Origin of the sequence: Mucilaginibacter lappiensis, from assembly GCF_900155965.1 — a bacterium.
GTDB classification, from domain to species: domain Bacteria; phylum Bacteroidota; class Bacteroidia; order Sphingobacteriales; family Sphingobacteriaceae; genus Mucilaginibacter; species Mucilaginibacter lappiensis.
Window position 1 is genome coordinate 190,417 of the sequence record NZ_FTMG01000009.1, and the last position, 20,778, is coordinate 211,194.

The 20,778-nt window shown below is 39.2% G+C and carries 16 protein-coding genes and 5 tRNA genes; 20 read left to right on the plus strand and 1 reads right to left on the minus strand.

Annotated elements, in window-relative coordinates:
* The first annotated feature begins 55 nt into the window (after positions 1–55).
* The gene (locus tag BW976_RS17735; RefSeq protein WP_076374870.1) at positions 56–3,340 is read left to right on the plus strand and encodes a TonB-dependent receptor; all 3,285 of its coding nucleotides are present in this window, start codon (positions 56–58) and stop codon (positions 3,338–3,340) included.
* 389 nt (positions 3,341–3,729) lie between these two features.
* Here BW976_RS17735 and BW976_RS17740 read toward each other — a convergent pair whose 3' ends face one another.
* Complete coding sequence (locus tag BW976_RS17740) at positions 3,730–5,484, minus strand: lysophospholipid acyltransferase family protein (protein ID WP_076374872.1); 1,755 nt, start codon at positions 5,482–5,484, stop codon at positions 3,730–3,732.
* Between the two features lie 79 nt (positions 5,485–5,563).
* Here BW976_RS17740 and BW976_RS17745 point away from each other — a divergent pair, with 79 nt between their 5' ends.
* From BW976_RS17745 to rplJ, 19 genes are all read left to right on the plus strand, one after another.
* Positions 5,564–6,430 (plus strand): helix-hairpin-helix domain-containing protein, encoded by an 867-nt coding sequence (locus tag BW976_RS17745; protein WP_076374874.1) that lies wholly within the window; start codon positions 5,564–5,566, stop codon positions 6,428–6,430.
* Positions 6,427–6,954 carry an adenine phosphoribosyltransferase gene (locus tag BW976_RS17750; RefSeq protein ID WP_076374876.1) on the plus strand — a complete coding sequence of 176 codons (528 nt, stop codon included), beginning with the start codon at positions 6,427–6,429 and terminating at the stop codon, positions 6,952–6,954. The genes BW976_RS17745 and BW976_RS17750 overlap by 4 nt, the downstream gene beginning before the upstream one ends.
* Positions 6,955–7,407: 453 nt before the next feature.
* Positions 7,408–8,583, plus strand: coding sequence for an acyl-CoA dehydrogenase (locus BW976_RS17755; protein WP_076374878.1), 1,176 nt, complete (start codon positions 7,408–7,410; stop codon positions 8,581–8,583).
* A 937-nt stretch (positions 8,584–9,520) separates the two neighbouring features.
* Positions 9,521–12,706, plus strand: coding sequence for a SusC/RagA family TonB-linked outer membrane protein (locus BW976_RS17760; RefSeq protein ID WP_076374880.1), 3,186 nt, complete (start codon positions 9,521–9,523; stop codon positions 12,704–12,706).
* A gap of 13 nt (positions 12,707–12,719) precedes the next feature.
* On the plus strand, positions 12,720–14,216 hold the full coding sequence (locus BW976_RS17765; protein ID WP_076374882.1) for a SusD/RagB family nutrient-binding outer membrane lipoprotein: 1,497 nt from the start codon (positions 12,720–12,722) through the stop codon (positions 14,214–14,216).
* A 163-nt stretch (positions 14,217–14,379) separates the two neighbouring features.
* Complete coding sequence (gene rpsU / locus BW976_RS17770; RefSeq protein WP_076374884.1) at positions 14,380–14,571, plus strand: 30S ribosomal protein S21; 192 nt, start codon at positions 14,380–14,382, stop codon at positions 14,569–14,571.
* 48 nt (positions 14,572–14,619) lie between these two features.
* Entirely contained in the window at positions 14,620–15,567 is a 948-nt protein-coding gene (locus tag BW976_RS17775; RefSeq protein WP_317042946.1) for a tyrosine-type recombinase/integrase, read from the plus strand.
* Between the two features lie 14 nt (positions 15,568–15,581).
* On the plus strand, positions 15,582–15,929 hold the full coding sequence (gene hpf, locus BW976_RS17780; protein ID WP_076374888.1) for a ribosome hibernation-promoting factor, HPF/YfiA family: 348 nt from the start codon (positions 15,582–15,584) through the stop codon (positions 15,927–15,929).
* A 240-nt stretch (positions 15,930–16,169) separates the two neighbouring features.
* Positions 16,170–16,242, plus strand: a tRNA-Thr gene (locus BW976_RS17785).
* A gap of 65 nt (positions 16,243–16,307) precedes the next feature.
* Positions 16,308–16,388 (plus strand) — tRNA-Tyr (locus tag BW976_RS17790).
* 78 nt (positions 16,389–16,466) lie between these two features.
* Positions 16,467–16,539, plus strand: a tRNA-Gly gene (locus tag BW976_RS17795).
* A 106-nt stretch (positions 16,540–16,645) separates the two neighbouring features.
* Positions 16,646–16,717 (plus strand) — tRNA-Thr (locus BW976_RS17800).
* 68 nt (positions 16,718–16,785) lie between these two features.
* Positions 16,786–17,973 (plus strand): elongation factor Tu, encoded by a 1,188-nt coding sequence (tuf, locus tag BW976_RS17805; protein WP_076374890.1) that lies wholly within the window; start codon positions 16,786–16,788, stop codon positions 17,971–17,973.
* Between the two features lie 78 nt (positions 17,974–18,051).
* Positions 18,052–18,122: transfer RNA gene (locus BW976_RS17810), tRNA-Trp, on the plus strand.
* Between the two features lie 19 nt (positions 18,123–18,141).
* Positions 18,142–18,336 (plus strand): preprotein translocase subunit SecE, encoded by a 195-nt coding sequence (secE, locus tag BW976_RS17815; protein ID WP_076374892.1) that lies wholly within the window; start codon positions 18,142–18,144, stop codon positions 18,334–18,336.
* Positions 18,337–18,353: 17 nt separating this feature from the next.
* Positions 18,354–18,896 carry a transcription termination/antitermination protein NusG gene (gene nusG, locus BW976_RS17820; RefSeq protein ID WP_076374894.1) on the plus strand — a complete coding sequence of 181 codons (543 nt, stop codon included), beginning with the start codon at positions 18,354–18,356 and terminating at the stop codon, positions 18,894–18,896.
* Between the two features lie 190 nt (positions 18,897–19,086).
* On the plus strand, positions 19,087–19,527 hold the full coding sequence (rplK, locus tag BW976_RS17825; protein WP_076374896.1) for a 50S ribosomal protein L11: 441 nt from the start codon (positions 19,087–19,089) through the stop codon (positions 19,525–19,527).
* Positions 19,528–19,556: 29 nt separating this feature from the next.
* The gene (gene rplA / locus BW976_RS17830; RefSeq protein ID WP_076374898.1) at positions 19,557–20,255 is read left to right on the plus strand and encodes a 50S ribosomal protein L1; all 699 of its coding nucleotides are present in this window, start codon (positions 19,557–19,559) and stop codon (positions 20,253–20,255) included.
* A gap of 2 nt (positions 20,256–20,257) precedes the next feature.
* Positions 20,258–20,776 (plus strand): 50S ribosomal protein L10, encoded by a 519-nt coding sequence (gene rplJ, locus BW976_RS17835; protein ID WP_076374900.1) that lies wholly within the window; start codon positions 20,258–20,260, stop codon positions 20,774–20,776.
* Positions 20,777–20,778: the final 2 nt, after the last annotated feature.

Sequence of the window (20,778 nt, forward strand, 5' to 3'; positions counted from 1 at the left end):
TTGTTAACATACTGTTAATATTGTAGCCGAACCTTTGTGTTTTAAATAAACACACATGAAAAAGCTTTACTTTATCCTTTTATCAGTGCTTATTATTGGGGTTGCTAATGTTGCTAAAGCGCAAATTACAACTTCTTTAATAAGTGGAAAAGTTACCGACCAAAAGGGGATCACCCTGCCTGGCGTAACTGTAACTGCGCTGAACACCAGTACAGGAACACGTTACGGCGCCCAGACTAACTCTGATGGTCGTTTCACTATCGCCAACATTAACCCAGGTGGCCCTTATACTATTTCGGCTTCTTTTGTTGGGTTTAAAAAAGACGAAAGACCAAATATTACTTTAAGTCTCGGAACCACTACATTTAATTTTGCCCTGGCAGACGAAACTACAACCTTAAAGGAAGTAAAAGTTAAGGCTACTGCAGGTGGTACCAGAACAGGTGCAAGCACCCGCATCAACCAAAATCAAATCCGTACAGCACCTTCTATTAACCGCAGCTTGCAGGATTTAACCAGGAACACACCTCAAAGTAATAACAACTCTTTTCAAGGTACCAACTACCGTTACAATAACGTAACGCTGGACGGTGCTATTAATAACGACGCGATTGGTTTTAGCCCATCATTAGGTGGTCAGAACAACGCATCGGGACAAGTAGGTAGCAGCACTCGTACCAGCCCGGTATCATTAGATGCGATACAGGATATCCAGGTATTGGTTGCTCCTTATGACATTAAAATTGGTAACGTGCTGGGTGGTAGTATCAACGCTGTAACCCGCAGCGGTACCAATGATTTTACCGGTTCGGTATACGGATTTGGCCGTGGCTCATTCATGGTAGGGCCAAACAATGCTCCCGTTGCCTCTGGTGGTGATGGTTCAAAACTTTCTGATTTTCATGATTACCAAACAGGTATTCGTATAGGTTTCCCGATCATCAAAAACAAATTATTCTTCTTTACCAACGAAGAAATTGCCCGCAGACAAGATCCTGTGATCGCTGCGGCAGGTACCGCAGGTTCATCAAAGATCTTAAGCTTACAGGATGCACAGAACTTAGCAGCTGCATTTACCAAATACTCAGGTCAGGATCCTGGTACTTATGGTAATACAAACATTTTCTCCAACTCCAACAAGTTCTTTAACCGTTTGGACTGGAATATTGATGATCATAACCAGTTAACTATTCGTAACAATACCATTATTTCGAAAGCCACCAACTTAGAACGTGATCAGCAAAACTTCCGTTTCAGCGGTATCGATTATACCTCACATAACAACTCAACCTCAACTGTGGCGGAGTTAAAATCAAGGCTCTCTAACAACGTGAGCAATAGTTTGGTATTAGGTTACTCAAGCGTGCATGATTACCGTGACCCTAACTCTAACCCGTCACTGCCGCAAATTGAGATCACTGGCCGTACTCCTGGTACAACCATCTTCATGGGTACCGACCGTGAGGCCGCTATATTTGATATGCACCAGAAAACTGCTGAGTTTACCGATAACTTAACCTGGACAACAGGTAAGCATACTTTTACCTTCGGTACACACAATGAGTTTTACAATATCACTTATAACTTCGTAAACGCATGGAATGGTCGTATTGCTTATAATAGCATCGAAGACTTCCTGAACAATAACCCGGCTCGTGTACGTGCTAACTTTAACTATACTAATAATACACGTGATTACATCTTAGCTAATCCATCAGCCAAGTTTAATGTTAACCTGTTGAGTTTATATGGTCAGGACGAAATTCAGTTAACTGATAATTTTAAACTGACTTTAGCCTTACGTGCCGATTATGCAGATGTGCCAAACAAACAACCATTGAGCAGCAAAACTACGAATGCTCCGGTTGATCCTAACTATGGTACTACCTATACTTATACCAAACCAAAAGACATCAAACAAAACTATCTGGGTAACATCGAGTGGAATCCGCGCGTAGCATTTAACTATGATGTACTCGGCGACCAAAGCGTTATTTTACGCGGCGGTAGCGGTTTCTTTACCGGTCGTGTTCCGTTTGCATGGTTCGGTTACGCATTTTACAACAATGGTGTAACTTATGGTGCTTATGATGTTAAAGCACCAAGTAGTGGTAAATCAGGTCAGGTAGCGGGTACTAATCCTGTACAAGTTGCTCCAAATGGCGGTTTAAATTATGTTAATCAACAAAATTTTAATACTACTCCTAATGGTGCTACCCAGGTGGATATGATTGATAATAACTTCAAAATGCCACAGGTATGGAGAAGCAGCTTAGCGGTTGATTACACTACTGATGACCAGTGGAAATTTACTGCCGAAGGTATCTATACCAAAGTTATTCATGATTTGAAATTTCAACAGGTAAATACTACTGATCAGGTTACCTATTATCCATATGATACCCAGCATCAGCAGCCAATATTTGTTAACAGCAAGATAAACTCTGCTTATACAAATGCTTATTTATTATCAAACACGAGCCAGGGCTACCGTTATAGCGCAACTGCACAGGTAGCTAAATTTACTCAATTTGATCCAAAAAATGCTTTAAACGCTTCAGTTGCCTACACTTATGGACATTCAAAAGATGTGACCAACGGTATTCGTAACTCTATGGAATCAAACTGGCAGTTAAACCAGGCTTTAAATCCTAACAGCCCAGGTTTAGCTAATTCAAACTTTGATATCCGTAGCCGTATCGTATCGAACGTCAACTTCAAACATGATTGGGATTCAAATCATAACTACCCTGCAAACTTTACTTTCTTCTTTAGTGCACAAAGCGGTAACCCATATACCTTTGATACTTATCCTAATGCTATCGACGGAACAGGTCAGCAGTTGAGCTTAGCTTATATTCCGAAGCGTGGCGAAACCGTGAATTTCTTCTCTGATATAGTAGGTGGTCAAACAGCAGCTCAACAAGCTGCAGCCTTTGATGCCTTTATTGATAAAAATTCATATCTGTCATCTCGTCGTGGTAACTTTACTGAGCGTAATGCAGCATTTACACCATGGAATAATCAGCTTGATTTCCGTTTTACTCAGGACTTTAAATTTGGTAATGGTAAACACAAACAGATGATCACTTTTACTTATGATATCATCAACCTAACCAATTTGTTGAATAAAAAATGGGGTCAGTATTATTACTCGGCAAACACATTTAACTCTTCGGCAAGCGTTGGTTTAACGCCAGCTAAAGGCGGTACACCATCATTTGCTAATGCGCCAACAACCTATCCAAAATATACATTTACGGATCCAGGAGTACCATACTCTGTTGATTTGTTCGCATCGCGCTGGCAAATGCAGTTTGGTATACGTTACAGCTGGTAACACCAAACAAAACTCAACTAAAACAATAAATAAACACCCTGCCGGTAAAACGGCAGGGTGTTTTGTTTTATAGCCCTGTTTTAACTTGATTCAGGCAAAAATTTCGTATCTTTATATCAACAAACAGCCCGGCTCTCTAATAAAGGAGAGCCGGGCTGTTTAGTTAAAGGATAAAAGAGGCGAAAATCGATCGTTTTTTTATGTAGTTATTTTATATTTAGATATTTAAAACTTTTTAAACCTTTCAAAACCCATCAAAAATTTGTTAAAAAGTGTTAAAATGGCGTTAAAATTTAGTTAAAGTGGGTAATTATCGAGCTCTTTTGCTCTGTTTTTGACTAAAAAGTGTTAAAATTTGAGGTTTAAAAAGTTTTTTGAGCCATTGTTAACTACAGATTTTTGCCCAGTTTTTCCAAAATATCCTGGGGTACTTTCTCCAGGTCGAGCACCAGGAAACCATCCAGACAATCGGCAAATTTAGGGTCGATATTAAAACTGATGATCTTGGCATTTAGCGCAATGTACTGACGGAGTAATACCGGAACTTTCATATTGCGGGTTTCCACCTCTGATATGAGGTTATCGAGCCCCTTGAAGGTATCCTCGCCGGCCATGAGCAGGTCGGTGTCTATCTTGGCAAAATCAACCTTGAATTTCTTGCGCGGTTTTACATATTGCGCCATTTCATGGTCAAAGTGGTTGCGGTTAATGTAGTCAACAATAAGCGATTTAGAAAATTTGGAGAATGAGTTACTGATACTTACTGGTCCGATAAGGTAGCGGTATCTTGGATTATCGATTAGGAATTTTAGGATGCCTTTCCATAATAAAAACAAGGGAAGGGGTTTAGTCTGATACTCCTTACGGATCCATGAACGGCCTAATTCGAGGCTCTTGCGCAATACCGGTGTAAACTGAGTTTTAAGCTTGAACAGTTCGGTAATATAAAAACCGTTTTTACCCACACTGTAAAATATTTCATCGCCTAAACCTATCCGGTAGGCGCCTACGATCATTTTAGCTTCAACATCCCATATAAACAAGTGGTTATAATAAATATCATATTCATCAAGGTCAATGGCTTTGTTGGTACCTTCGCCAACCTCTCTGAAAGTAATTTCGCGGAGGCGACCTATCTCCCGTATAACATTCGGGATGGTTGAAGTAGGTACAATAAATACCTCATAGTTCTTTTCGGTCCATATCCTATAGTTTTCGCGCAGAGGTTCTATTTCTTTATCCAATACAGCCGAATCTATTTCGGGGGCCACAGCTTCTGGTAGTCGTTTTATTTTAAATAGGTTACGCGGGCTGAATAACTTTTTTTCCTCTTCGAGTCCAGTGCCCAGGGCATAGGTACGGGCACGTAAAAAGTTAAGCAGTTTAGCACTGTTGTTATGATCAGGTATGTCCTCTACATTAATAGGTTTGCCAATGCGCAGTTTAATAGTGTGGCCATGCTTGTTAAACAACTCCGATGGTAATTTGGCCGTACGTAGCGCAGGATGTATGAGACTAAGTAAATTAAATAGCAGGCCATTATTGCCATGAAAATAAATGGGTACTACCGGCACTTTCGCTTTAGCTATTATTTTACCTACAACCGGATGCCAGAGGCGATCAGTTACCTGCTTTTGCTCAACTTTAAAGGTAGATACTTCGCCAGCAGGGAAAATACCGATAGGGGTACCGTTATTTAAAAGCTCCAGTGTGTTTTTTAAACCGCTTATGCTGGATGAATGCTCCACATTTTCAAACGGATTAACGGCTATAAAATAATCACTTAAGTTGGGGATTTTTTTGAGCAGGAAGTTGGCCATCAGTTTAGCATCAGGCCTTACCATGCATAATATTTTTAAAAGTACCATACCCTCAATACCACCATAAGGGTGATTGGCTATGGCAACAAATGCTCCGGTTTTAGGGATGTTTCGTAACTCGCGTTCGTCAAATTCAATATCAATACCGCAGCCCTCTAAAATGGCGTCAACAAACTCAGGGCCTTCTTTGGGCTGGGCCTGCGCAAAAAGTTCATTGACCTGATTAATTTTCATGAGCTCCATCAATAAAGCGGCCAGGCCCGGCATTTTCAACTTATCCAGTTTGGTGGCTTTGGCAAACTCTTCGGTGGTTATTACTTTCATTTTTTATAAAAGAGGTGTTTTAATTAACTTATAAATATCCTGAAAATTTATTTATTTTAACAATCGATAAACGCTATAAATGAAGTCATATTTTAAAAACTACCTGTCTGTAACCAAAAAAGAGTGGAACGGAATGGTGGTGGTTATTATTTTGATGGCTTTGATTTTAGCAGCGCCTTATGTTTATCAAACAATCCGCAAAGATAATATAATAAATTTTAATGAGTTTGACAAAGCCGTTGCCCTGCTAAGTAAGGGCAAAAAAGCAACTGCCACGAGTAACACCTGGGCCAATGAGTCAAAAACGGCAAATGCGGTAATGTTTACCTTCAACCCGAATGAATTATCTGATGCAGGGTGGCAGAAATTGGGTTTAAGTGAACGTCAGATTAAAGTGATCAAAAACTATGAGGAAAAAGGCGGCCGGTTTTATACCAGGACCGATGTAAAAAAAATATACTCCATTACCGATGCCGACTATCAGCGCCTGGAGCCCTATATCAATATCCCGGATACCTATCATCGCACTGAAAAAGCTGCGCCAGGTGAAGTGATTGAGGTGAATAGTGCCGATTCTGTAAAGTTAACCCGTATCAGGGGGATAGGGCCTGCGTTTGCTATGCGCATTATCAGATACCGGGAACGTGTTGGGGGTTTTTACAATAAAGAACAACTAAAAGAAGTGTTTGGTATTGATGAAGCTAAGTACACCGAAATAAAAAGTGGCCTCACTGTAGATAACAAACACATTAACAAAATGAATGTGAACGCAGCTTCTTTGAATGATCTCCGACGTTTCCCCTATTTAAGTTTCAAACAAGCCAACGCTATTTTGGAATATCATAATCAGCATGGTGATTATACATCCATTGCCGATATGAAAAATATTGCCATACTTGATGATGGAATTTTGCGTAAAATTGAGCCATATTTAACTTTCAAATGATAACCCAGCAAATAAAGTCTGCCATTCGCGATATTCCCGATTTTCCGAAACCCGGAATTATTTTTAAAGATATAACTCCTATACTAAAAGATCCTGTTTTGTGCGAGAACATTGTTAACGCCTTTGTTGAGCAATTAAAAGGTAAACGGATAGATGTGATAGCCGGAATCGAAAGCCGGGGGTTCTTATTCGGACTTACACTGGCTACTAAGCTGGGTGTTCCTTTTGTGCCGATCCGCAAGGCAGGTAAGTTACCCTTCACCATTAAGCAGAAGGCCTATAAACTGGAGTATGGTACTGCCATAATCGAATGTCATATAGATGCTTTTGAACCAGGACAGCACGTATTGATTCATGACGATCTGCTGGCGACCGGCGGTACCGTAACCGCTGCAAGTGAACTGATCAAAGAGATGGGTTGCGAAATAGCCGGTTTCTGCTTTGTGGTTGAACTTGGCTTTTTAGAAGGGCGCCAACGGATAGCCCCTATTAGCGATACGTTGGTAGTGCTGGCTGAGTATTAAGATATAAAGTCCCTAAACATGTGAGCCATTTTGTTGCAAAAGTGGGTTTACATGGTTTACACTTTTTATGGTTAACATTGCTTTAATTAATTGATAATCAGTTGTTTTTATTGAATTTGCAATGAAATAGTGTAAACCATGATTTGTCCTATTTTAAGCTTCCAAGGAGCTTGTGCGAGAGAACCCGAGGGGACTCTTTGATTTCGATATTGGAAATTCAGAATTCATTATTCGATATTAATTCCCTTTTCCTTCGGGTTATATCAACAAACGCAATAATTTGTCTAATTCTGAAAAATAATTTCCGCCCTTCTTTTCGTTCCAAAAACAACCCTATTCAAACTAAACCTATAATTTATACCAGATACCACTTCGTACTTTTTTTCGGCCCCAATCCGGGTAAAACTATCTTGATAATTAATCCGTTACTTTGCTAATAACCAATTATAAAACATGGATTCTTTATTAACAGACAGCCCCGTAGGGTTTGATTTTTCTATTAACGATAACCAACGCATGGTGGGCCAGATGGCCAGGGATTTTGCCGAAAAAAATATCAAGCCATATGTGATGGAATGGGATGAGGCACAACATTTTCCGCTTGAATTATTTAAACAAATGGGTGAACTGGGTATGATGGGCGTTGTTGTACCTGAACAGTACGGCGGCTCAGGCTTTGGGTATGCCGAGTATGTAACTGTAATATCAGAGATAGCCAGAGTATGCGGCTCCATAGGTTTGTCGCTGGCTGCACATAATTCTTTATGCACAGGCCATATACTAGCTTTTGGTAACGAAGAACAAAAACAAAAATGGTTACCCAAGCTGGCTACTGCCGAGTGGCTGGGAGCTTGGGGCCTTACCGAATCGAACACCGGATCTGACGCTATGGGTATGGGCACTACAGCCGTATTGGATGGCGATCATTATATAGTAAATGGTTCAAAAAACTTTATAACGCACGGCAAATCGGGTAATGTGGCCGTAGTGATGGTACGGACAGGGGAAAAGGGCGACTCAAAAGGTATATCAGCCTTAGTTATTGAAAAAGGTACGCCAGGTTTTACCCATGGCAAAAAGGAAAATAAAATGGGTATGCGTGCCTCAGAAACTACCGAGCTCATTTTTGATAATTGCCGCGTACCGAAAGAAAACTTATTGGGTAAGCAGGGCGAGGGCTTTAAGCAAGCTATGACTATATTAGATGGAGGCCGTATTTCTATAGCTGCTTTATCTTTGGGTATTGCAAAAGGCGCGTTTGATGCCGCAGTGGCCTACTCTAAAGAGCGTAAACAATTCGGGCAGTCTATTAGTAATTTTCAAGGTATAGCCTTTAAGCTGGCTGATATGGCTACCGAGATTGAAGCCGCCGAGCTTTTGGTGATGCAGGCTGCTGATCTGAAAACCAGGCATCTGCCGGTAACCAAACAATCGGCCATGGCTAAGTATTATGCATCAGAGGTAGCTGTTCGTACGGCTAATGAAGCTGTGCAGATATTTGGCGGGTATGGTTATACCAAAGATTTTCCTGTAGAGAAATACTATCGCGATGCCAAGTTGTGTACTATAGGTGAAGGAACGTCTGAGATACAGAAGATTGTAATCAGTCGGGAAGTATTGAGAGGGTAATGATAGAATTTGTTCTTATTTGCTTTGTATTTTAAGCGCCTGTTTGTCAGTAAGTTGTGATTTGTCATGCTTGCTGACAAACTGGCAATTTTTACCATTCAATGACCAAGTAAAAGAATTCCCTAAACTTTAGGACTTATTTCGACAGAAAAATGAAAAATTAAGGATCGCTTGATTGCTGCCCTTGTTTAATCGTAAAATCTTTTTTTTTAACTTTTTGATTTTAAGTGACTTTACGGGTTCTGTCAGATTTTATTCACGTAAACACTCGTGTTTTTTAATAGATTCAGGATTTATTGCTTTTAAAAAGCCATTTTTTATCGCTTTTTATCAAAAGGTAGTCTTAAAATTAAATAACTCGTCTTTTTTCTGATTGATTTTTAAATTTCAACAAAATCAAAAATTACTCGATTTTCTGATCAACGCAGCTTTTTGGCTATGGCATGTTTTTAGCCGCAATGAATGCGGAAAAGAATTAAATATTAATCAAAAAAATTAAAGTTATGTTAGTTGTATTAGAAGTTGTTGCCTTTTTAGCTGTTATTATATTACCATTGATTCCGGCAAAAAAGTTGCAAAATAAGTAAACAGTATATTCCAAATAAAACAAGAAAAGGATGGGGAAACCCATCCTTTTCTTGTTTTATATTTTTATGAATTAATCTCTGTATAACTGATAGTTACAAAAATAAAGGGAGAAAATACCTCGCGTATTTTCTCCCTTTTTAATTAACTAAATTAACTGTCTTATTATTAACTGAATGAATCAGTAATAGGGGTATAACGAACAAAAAAATAATTTGTTTTCCAATTGCTGAAAATAATAGTCGGTTATAGTTAAAAAAATGTTTGTAAAAGAAATGTTACACAATTTGATTTGTTTTTTTGACCAGTGTAATTAGTTTTACCAGCTTAACTATTAACTAATTTCTTTTCTATGGAAAAAAGAATACTCCTCGTTTTGTGCTGTATCTTATTGGCTGTTACACAGCTTTTTGCGCAAAGCCGAACCATTACTGGTACAGTAACGGCTAAAGAAGATGGGTTACCCTTGCCTGGTGTAACTGTAAAAGTAAAAGGAACAAGTGCCGGTACCCAAACCGGTGTCAACGGTAAGTTTTCCTTAAATGCTCCCCCTAATGCAATTTTATTATTTAGTTTTATTGGTTATACCACTCTGGATGTTCCGGTGGGTAACAACAGTCAGCTAAATGTTGTTTTGGTATCATCAAGCAAAGGCTTAAATGAAGTAATTGTAACGGCTCTTGGTATTTCGCGTCAGCAAAAATCATTGGGTTATGCTGCTCAGGCAGTTAAAGGCGATGATTTAACGGTAACCAAACAATCCGATTTGAATACTGCACTGGCGGGTAAAATTGCCGGTGTGCAGGTATTGGGCGGTTCAGGCGCTAAATTCGGTACTTCAACCATCCGTATTCGTGGTATTAACTCCTTATCAGGTGGTAACCCGATTTATGTGGTTAATGGTGTTATTACAGATCCGAATGCGGTTAATAATGATGATATTGAATCACTTACCGTATTGAAGGGCCCGGCGGCTACGGCTTTATATGGCCAACGGGCATCTGAAGGTGCGGTTGTTATTCAACTTAAAAAAGGTGTTGATAAAGGTATCGGTGTCTCCCTTAATCAATCAACTACTTTTGAAAAAGTTTATCAGCTACCTGATTATCAAAATGAATATGGTGGTGGTACGAGTATTAAATGGAAACCATATGTATATAATCCAGGATCATCGCCGGCAATAAACGCTCAATTTGCAGGTGTAAATACTTATAATTACGGGGTTGATGAAAGTTGGGGCCCTAAAATGGATGGTACTCTGTATGCCCCTTGGTATTTTTGGGATCCTACAAATCCAGGTTTTGGAAAATTAGTGCCATTTGTACCTCAGCCAAACAACGTTCGTGATTTTTACAGAACAGGGGTTACTTATAATACTAATGCTGCGTTTTCAAAAGCGGCCGACAATTATAATTTCCGCGTATCATATACCAATATTGATCGTACGGGTATTACACCAAACACTGATCAAAAGCGTAATAATGTAGGTTTGAATGGTGAGTTAAAGCTTACTAAGAAATTAACGGTAAGTGCAAATGCCAATTTCTCACAAATTAACTCAAACAATATACCTGCGGAAGGTTACGGAACTCAAACTGCCGGTTCATTTAGCCAGTGGTTTCACCGGGATATTGATATGAGTAAACTTAAAAATTACCAGAGAGCTGATGGTACTTTTACTTCATGGAATATTACCAGTCCTGATGATTTAACACCTCACTATTGGGATAACCCTTATACAGAGGTTTATGAAAATACTTCTAAATCAAACAGCAATCGTATATACGGTAATTTGACATTATCTTATCAGATCACTAATGATTTATCTGCATCGATAATTGCAAGAGAAGACCTTTTGAACCGCGATGATAATTCGCAGGTAGGTTCAGGAACGCTTAACCTGGATAAATACAGTCAAAGCCAGTATACTTATAAAGAAAATAACTATGTAGCCAACGTTACTTATAATCATCTTTTCGGTGATCTGTCGGTAAAAGCTGGTGTATACGCCGAAAGTCGCCAGGATCGTTATTTGTATACCGGTGGTAATACCAATGGTGGTTTGGCCATACCTGACCTTTACACATTAGGTAATTCATCAAACGCACCAACATCGATTAGTTATAATGGCTTACAACGCGTAAATAGTTATTACGGATATACTTCATTTGGATATAAGGATTTCTTATATCTTGATTTTAACGTACGTAATGACAATTCGTCAACATTACCTATAAATAATAATTCATACTGGTATGGTGGCCTTTCGGGTTCATTTGTATTTTCGGAGTTAATGCCGAAGAATGATATATTTACTTTTGGTAAATTAAGATTATCAGCAGCTAAGTTAGGTTCAGATGCAGGGCTATATCAAATTTATCAAACATATACGCTGAGCTCAACTCCTTACGGCTTATCGCCTGTACAAACAGTGCCAAATGCCTTGCCAAATGCAAATTTAAAACCATCCCTTTCTACCTCTTATGAAGTAGGTACAGAATTACATTTCATAAATGACAGGGTTAAGTTTGACTTTAATTACTATACCCGTACTCAAAAAGACCAGATATTAGCATTGCCGGTTAACGGAACTTCTGGTTATTCAAGCGCGACAGTAAATGCAGGTTCGATCAGAAACAATGGTATAGAAATTTCTCTTGGCGGTACACCTGTTAAGTCAAAGGATTTTATCTGGAATGCTGATTTCAACATTGCATTTAATCGTAACAAAATTTTATCACTATATCCAGGTACAACTACCTTACCGGTTGCTCCTGATAACCAACCCGCTTATAACTTATCAGGTGGCAATCAACCAGCTGGTGCAACAGGTTTCGGCTTTGTTGGTTCGCCAAGCTTTGGTGTTAATGGTGTAGTTGGTGGCTCATACGGTCAAATCATTGGCTCAGGCTTTACCCGGGATAAAAGTGGCAATATAGTAGTTGACGATACAGGTATGCCAATTGTAAATAACAATGTTAATTTGGGTAGCATGTTGCCAAGTTATACTGGTGGTTTTACCAACTCCTTTAATTATAAAGGGTTTACGCTGGCATTCTCTCTTGATTTTCAAAAAGGAGGCAAATTTGTGTCGGTTACTCAGCAAAACCTAAATGGTTCAGGTCTTGGTGCTGAAACTGTTGGTAATAACGCCAAAGGTAACCCGGTACGTAATGCTGTAGCAGACGGTGGTGGTACCCTGGTAGCAGGTGTTCATGCAGATGGAACGCCAAACACCACTTATGTAGAAACACGTCAGTTATATGAGCAGGTATATAGCTTAATATGGGAAAAATGGACTTATGATGCTTCATACGTTAAATTAAGGGAAGTAAGTATTGGTTACACATTTCCTAAAAAAATGTTGGCTAAAACTCCATTCCAATCTGCGTATTTTGGCATAACCTCTCAAAATCCATGGATGATCTATTCCAAAGTTAAAGGTGTTGATCCGTCTCAACTGCAAACGTCCTTTTATGAAGGCGGGCAGTTACCAAACACAAGAAACTTAGGTTTCAACATTAAGCTAACGTTCTAATAAGTCAGAAATCATGAAAAAAAACTCTTTTTTTAGTAAATATATTATTGGAGCCTGTGTAGTTATTCTGGCTTCATGTAAGGTGGGAGGTGATGTGAACGTTAGCCCCAACCAATCGCCTAATGTTCAAACGGGTTATATGTTAACCAGCGCCATACAGTTTATAGGTGGCATCAATGGTGCGGGTGCAACAACTAATATTAACTCTTTTTGCGGTGAGTTGTATTCGCAGTATATGTCAGAAACATTTTATACTAATGAATCATTGTTTTCATTAAAACAATATGATTATGGAACGTATTATACTGGCCCGTTACAAGATTTGAAAACTATTATAGCCACTAATACCGATCCGGCAAAGAAAAGTTTGTCATCAACTACTAAATTTGGTTCGAATGCTAACCAGATAGCATCTGCGCGTATTCTTACCGCTTTTATCTATCTGACCATCACTGACAGATGGGGAGACATACCATATTCACAGGCTTTAAATGGTGCAGCTAATTTCTCTCCGGCGTTTGATGCTCAAAAAGATATATATACCGCTTTGATGAAAGAGTTGGATGAGGCCCAGGCGCAATTTGACGGCGGGGCAGCATTAACCGGAGATATTTTATTTAGCGGCGATAATACAAAATGGAAACATTGGGCCAATTCTTTACACGCCGTTATGGCTTTAAGGCTTTCAAAAGTTGATCCAACTACCGGAAAAACAGAATATGCTAAAGCTGTAGCGGGCGGCTTAATGACGTCTAATGATGATAACGCGTCCTATGCCTATCTGGGTGCCTCAACTAACGAAAACCCGTACTATACTAATTATCGTAACGGTCGTTATGACTATGCCGTGAGCAGTTTACTGGTAAATACCCTTAGCGGTCTTAATGACCCAAGGTTACCGGTTTATGCAGCTCCAACTGCGTCAACTACGTTTGTAGGTTTACCTTATGGTACTTATGGTGATGCACTGGGTGCCTATGATAAAGGTACGCGTGCTAAGCCTGGGAATATATCATTGATCGGGCTGGCGGTTTCTAACCAAAGTTCACCAACCGTGTGGACATCATATGCTCAAATACTATTTACGCAGGCAGAAGCCGCTCATTTAGGCTGGATATCAGGTGGTGATGGTACTGCTGCTGATTTTTACAATCAAGGCGTATTAGCTTCATTAAATCAAAATGGTGTGGCGCCAGTTGATGCCAGCACTTATGCAGCACAAGCTTCTATACAATTCTCTGCAAGCACCGCTTTAGAGCAAATTCATTTACAAAAATGGATAGCTGGATTTTTAGGAGATGGTTGGGAGTCATGGGCAGAGTACCGTAGAACCGGTTTGCCTAAACTGCTTGATCCGGTACCTGGATCATTAAGCCCAGGCCAGAATATTCCGCGCAGGCAACAGTACCCTCAAACCGAAGTTAATCAAAATCAGGCTAACTACAACGCTGTAATAGCGCGTCAGGGCCCCGATGTGATGAATACCAGGATATACTGGGATAAACAGTAATAAAGCATTATAACGCACAAAGGCCACCATTAGTGGCCTTTGTGCGTTATAATGAATGGTAGACAGATTAGAAAATTTGCGATAAAAAAATACACATCCTGTTTGATTTTCAAATAATTGTACTTACCTTTGACCCTCCTTGAAAGGAGGTATTTTAGGAATTATGATCATTATCAACGTAAAAGAAGGCGAATCATTAGATAAAGCATTGAAACGCTTCAAGAAAAAATTTGAGAAAACAGGTGTGTTGAGAGAACTTCGCAGCCGTCAGGCATTCGAGAAAAAATCTGTAACTCGTCGTCATGTTGTTAAACATGCAATCTACAAGCAAAATATGAATCAGGAAACTGTTTAATTCTTGTAAAAGAATTTTTCAAATTTCTTAACACTATATTAAAACTATTTGTACATTCAATCTCTGGATGTTCAAATAGTTTTTATGTTTTTAGAGCGTTTTATCCAATATATTAAGTTCGAAAAGCGATACTCTCCTCATACAGTATCAGCTTATAAATCGGACCTGGATCAGTTTATGCGCTTTTTAAACAATGCGGGGGAGGCTGGTGGTATCCCAGAGTCTATTATTACCCATCCTAATCAGATAAGCTATCAGGACATCCGTAACTGGTTGGTTGAGCTCATGGGTCAAAAAATTATTGCCCGATCTGTAAACCGCAAAATGGCCACGCTGCGTAAGTACTTTAAATTTTTGTTGCAGGAAGGTATTATTACTGATAATCCAACCTCCAAAATACGGTCGCAAAAGATACCCAAGAACCTTCCAACGGTTGTTGAGGGTGCCCGTTTGACCCAAATGCTGGATGATAACGAAATATTTACAAATGATTTTATAGGTCAGCGTGATAAGTTGGTTGTTGAAATGTTGTTCGGTACCGGTATGCGCCTTGCCGAATTACTTGGCCTTAAAGATCAGGATATTAACGAATACGAAGGCACACTAAAGGTTTTGGGTAAACGCAATAAAGAGCGCATTATACCCGTGAACACCGAACTGCGTATATTGCTGGGTAAATACCTGGACTTAAAGAAAAATCAAAATTTTGATAACAATTCGCTAACATTAATCGTTACAAATAAAGGAGCTGACGCTTATCCAAAACTAATATATTTAATAGTGCATAAATACCTCTCCAACATATCAACCCAGGATAAAAAGAGCCCTCACGTACTCAGGCATACGTTTGCAACAAGTTTGCTCAACAACGGAGCCGATTTAAATTCGATAAAAGAACTTTTGGGCCATGCTAATTTAAGCGCAACCCAAATTTACACACACAATTCAGTTGAAAGATTAAAGTCTATTTACAAACAAGCCCATCCAAAGGCGTAATTCAAGGAGGAAACATGAAAATTACAGTGCAATCAATTCATTTTACCGCAGACAAGAGATTATTAGATTTTATTCAGAAAAAGGCAGATAAGCTTGATACTTTTTATGATCAAATAATTAGCGGGGAAGTTTATTTAAAACTGGAAAATGTAGAAGATGAGGCAAATAAAATAACGGAGATAAAATTGTTGCTTCCGGGTAACCAGATTTTTGCAAAAGAGAAATGCAAAAGTTTTGAAGAAGCCACGGATCTGGCCATGGAAAGCCTTCGTAAGCAGATAGAAAAGCATAAACAGAAGAAAACCATTGCCGACACCGCCGCCAAAAAGGCTATGTTGATGACGGCCGAGGACGATCTATAGTATAAAAAAGCCCTTTTTTAAGCAAAAATCGACGAGTTTTACACTCGTCGATTTTTTTTGATAAAAAATTTTGTGGGGGTTTAATTTTTTGTAGATTTGCAATCCCTTTCAGAGAGGTGCTAAGCACTGAAAAAAAAGTTGGGATTGTTCTTTAAAATATAAAAAAGCTTATTAGTTTTGCCGCTCTCAATTTTGAAACCTATTTAAGGTTTTAAAATAAGAAAAGCTAAATAAATATAAGCCTCCTTAGCTCAGCTGGTAGAGCGACTGACTTGTAATCAGTAGGTCATTGGTTCGATCCCGATAGGAGGCTCAGTTTTTTTCGGATTGAAGTGTTTAGCTTCAACTTTGGACATTTTAAATCCGGAATTAACTAATGGGGGGATACCAGAGCGGTCAAATGGGGCGGACTGTAAATCCGCTGCTTCGGCTACGAAGGTTCGAATCCTTCTCCCCCCACTGGAAATTCCAGAACAAGCTAAATTCTAAATTCTAAATCAATTAGAGTTTAGAGTTTAGTTTTTGGAGTTTAAAAAAGCGGAAGTAGCTCAGTTGGTAGAGCGATAGCCTTCCAAGCTATAGGTCGCGAGTTCGAACCTCGTCTTCCGCTCAAAAGGATATCGGATTTCGAAATTTCGATTTCGGATTTGAGAAATTGGATTACGAGTGTTTGCTTTCAATAAATCCGAAATCAAACATCCGAAATCAAATAATAAGCCGACGTAGCTCAGGGGTAGAGCACTTCCTTGGTAAGGAAGAGGTCATGGGTTCAAATCCCATTGTTGGCTCAATAAAACAAAGAGTAAAACAGAATACATTTTTAAGTATAAATTAACCTACAAAATAATTATAAATCATGGCAAAAGAAAAGTTTGACCGCAGTAAACCGCACTTAAACATCGGTACAATCGGTCACGTTGACCACGGCAAAACAACCCTTACTGCAGCTATCACTAAAGTATTAGCTGATGCAGGTTTATCAGAAGCTCGTTCATTTGATTCAATTGACTCAGCTCCTGAAGAAAAAGAGCGTGGTATCACCATTAATACAGCACACGTTGAGTATTCAACAGCTAACCGTCACTATGCACACGTTGACTGTCCAGGTCACGCGGATTATGTGAAAAACATGGTTACTGGTGCTGCTCAGATGGATGGTGCAATCATTGTTGTTGCTGCTACTGACGGTCCGATGCCACAAACCCGCGAACACATCCTGTTAGCACGTCAGGTAGGTGTACCTGCACTTGTTGTATTTATGAACAAGGTTGACATGGTTGATGATCCGGAATTATTAGAATTAGTAGAAATGGAAATTCGTGAATTATTATCATTCTACGAATATCCAGGTGATGATATTCCAGTTATCCAGGGTTCTGCATTAGGTGGTCTTAACGGCGATCCTACCTGGGTTGGTAAAATTATGGAGTTGATGGATGCTGTAGATAGCTACATCCCTATCCCTCCGCGTTTAACTGAGCTTCCTTTCTTAATGCCGGTTGAAGACGTATTCTCAATCACTGGTCGTGGTACTGTTGCTACCGGTCGTATTGAGCGTGGTGTAATCAACTCAGGTGAGCAAGTAGACATCCTGGGTATGGGTGCTGAAAACTTGAAATCAACTGTAACTGGTGTTGAGATGTTCCGCAAGATCCTTGATCGTGGCGAAGCTGGTGACAACGTAGGTTTATTGTTACGTGGTATTGAAAAAACTGATATCCGTCGTGGTATGGTTATTTGCAAACCAGGTTCAGTAACTCCACACACTGATTTCAAAGCAGAAGTTTACGTATTATCAAAAGCAGAAGGTGGCCGTCATACTCCATTTTTCAACAAATACCGCCCGCAATTCTATTTCCGTACAACTGACGTAACTGGTGAGATTTCACTGGCCGAAGGTGTAGAAATGGTTATGCCAGGTGATAACGTTACCATCACTGTAAAATTGATCAACGCTATCGCTATGGAAAAAGGCTTACGTTTCGCTATCCGTGAAGGTGGCAGAACAGTAGGTGCTGGCCAGGTAACTGAAATTTTGAAATAAAAATTTCAAAAAGGTTAATTGGAAACATAAGTTTTGACTGTAAAAAGCAAACTTATGTTTTCTTATTATAAAATATACACGGGAATAGTTCAACGGTAGAATAGAGGTCTCCAAAACCTTTGATCAGGGTTCGAATCCTTGTTCCCGTGCATAAGCAAACAATAAAAAATGGCAGGCGTAGCTGAATATATTAAAGAATCATACATCGAGTTAACTCAAAAAGTAACTTGGCCAACCTGGCGCGAATTGCAAAGCAGTGCTATTTTGGTACTGGTTGCTGCAATTATTATAGCGTTAGTTATTGTAGGTATGGACCAGATCATTAATTATTTGCTTGGTATATTTTATCATTCACTAACATAACATCAAGGGAGACAACGATGAGTGATCAATTGAAATGGTATGTAGTTAGGGCCATCAGTGGTAAAGAAAAGAAGGTTAAACAATACATAGATGCCGAAATTAGTCGTTTGGGCATTACGCATTTAGTACCTCAGGTATTAATACCTACCGAAAAGTACTATCAAATGCGCGACGGAAAGAAGATAGCTAAAGAGCGTAATTATTTTCCGGGTTATGTACTGATGGAAGCTGTGCTTGATGGTGAAACCGAACACATCATCAAAAATATAAACAGTGTGATAGGGTTTTTAGGCGATAAAGCCGGAAATGCTATTCCATTGCGCCAGGCCGAGGTTAACCGTATTTTAGGTAAGGTTGATGAAATGAGCGCCCAGGGCGAAACAATGAATGTGCCTTATTACATTGGCGAGAATGTTAAAGTTATGGACGGACCGTTCAACGGCTTTAGCGGCGTGATAGAAGAGGTTAACGAAGAGAAAAAGAAACTGAAGGTAATGGTAAAGATATTCGGGCGTCGTACACCGCTTGAATTGAATTACATGCAGGTAGAAAAAGAATAATTTAGTATCAAGTAACTAGTATCAAGTATCAAGATCTTTTGATACCCTTACTAAAGAACGATAAACAACAATATAAGGTTAAAGTAGTTAAAGTCATGATACTTGATACTAGCTACTTGATACCAGAACAATCTTAAATGTTACTTAGCTTCCACTTACTAACATTGAGTTATAATTAAAGTAAATTAAAATGGCAAAAGAAATCGGTGCGATGGTAAAGCTGCAGGTAAAGGGCGGCGCTGCAAACCCATCACCTCCAATTGGACCTGCTTTAGGTGCAAAAGGGGTGAATATCATGGAGTTTTGCAAGCAGTTTAATGCACGTACCCAGGATAAGCCTGGTAAAGTGTTGCCTGTTTTGATTACTGTTTACGTTGATAAATCTTTCGATTTTATCATTAAAACCCCTCCGGTTGCAATCCAGTTATTGGAAGCAACAGGGTTAAAAAGTGGTTCAGCAGAGCCCAACCGTAAAAAAGTTGCCAATGTAAATTGGGAACAGGTTGAAACTATTGCTAAAGATAAAATGGTGGATCTAAACGCATTCACAGTTGAATCAGCCATGAAAATGGTGGCAGGTACTGCCCGTAGTATGGGAATAACCGTATCAGGTACGGCTCCCTGGAATTAATTAATTTATATTAAAATCAGTTTAAGACAGTGGCTAGATTAACAAAAAATCAGAAAGTGGCACTCTCCAAAATTGAGGCTAACAAATCGTATTCATTAGAAGCTGCATCAGCTTTGGTAAAGGAATTAACCCTTACTAAGTTTGATTCATCAGTTGATATAGATGTTCGTTTAGGTGTTGACCCTCGTAAAGCCAATCAAATGGTGCGTGGTATTGCAACATTGCCTCATGGAACCGGTAAAACTGTACGTGTACTGGTGCTTTGTACTCCTGATAAGGAACAAGAAGCAAAAGACGCAGGTGCAGATTTTGTAGGTTTGGATGATTATATTGCCAAGATTGAAGGTGGATGGACTGATGTTGATATTATCATCACTATGCCAAGTGTTATGGCTAAAGTAGGTCGTTTAGGTCGTATATTGGGCCCACGTAACCTTATGCCTAACCCTAAATCAGGAACAGTAACTCCAGAAGTTGGAAAAGCTGTAACTGATGTAAAAGGTGGTAAAATCGACTTCAAGGTTGATAAAACAGGTATCATCCATACTTCAATAGGAAAAGCATCTTTCTCTGCAGATAAAATTTATGAGAATGCATTAGAAGTATTGCAAACTATCTCAAAATTAAAACCATCTGCAGCAAAAGGAACATATTTCAAGAGTATTCACCTCTCTTCAACTATGTCACCAGGAATTGCAATTGAAACTAAAACAGTAGCGGGGATTTAATCATGAATAAAGAAGAAAAACACGATCTTGTTCTTGCCCTTACTGAGCAGATGAATGAGTTTGGTAATTTTTATATTACTGATACCTCAGACCTGACGGTTGCAAAGATCAATGACATCCGTCGTAAATGTTTCGAAAGCGATATTACGATGAAGGTAGCAAAAAATAGCTTAATTAGAAAAGCTATGGAAGCTGCGGGCGGTGATTACACTCCAATATTTGATGTATTAAAAGGTTCATCATCTATCCTTTTCTCTAAATCAGCAACTGCTCCGGCAAAGCTGATCAAACAATTGAGAAAAGCAGGTCCTAAACCAGTTTTAAAAGCAGCTTATATTGATTCAGCGATATTTATCGGTGATGACCAGATCGATACTTTGATCAAACTAAAATCAAAGGAACAATTGATCGGAGAGATAATTGGATTACTGCAATCACCAGCGAAAAACGTTATTTCAGCCCTACAATCAGGCGGAACTATCATTGCAGGTGTTGTAAAAACATTACAGGAAAGAGGTTAACG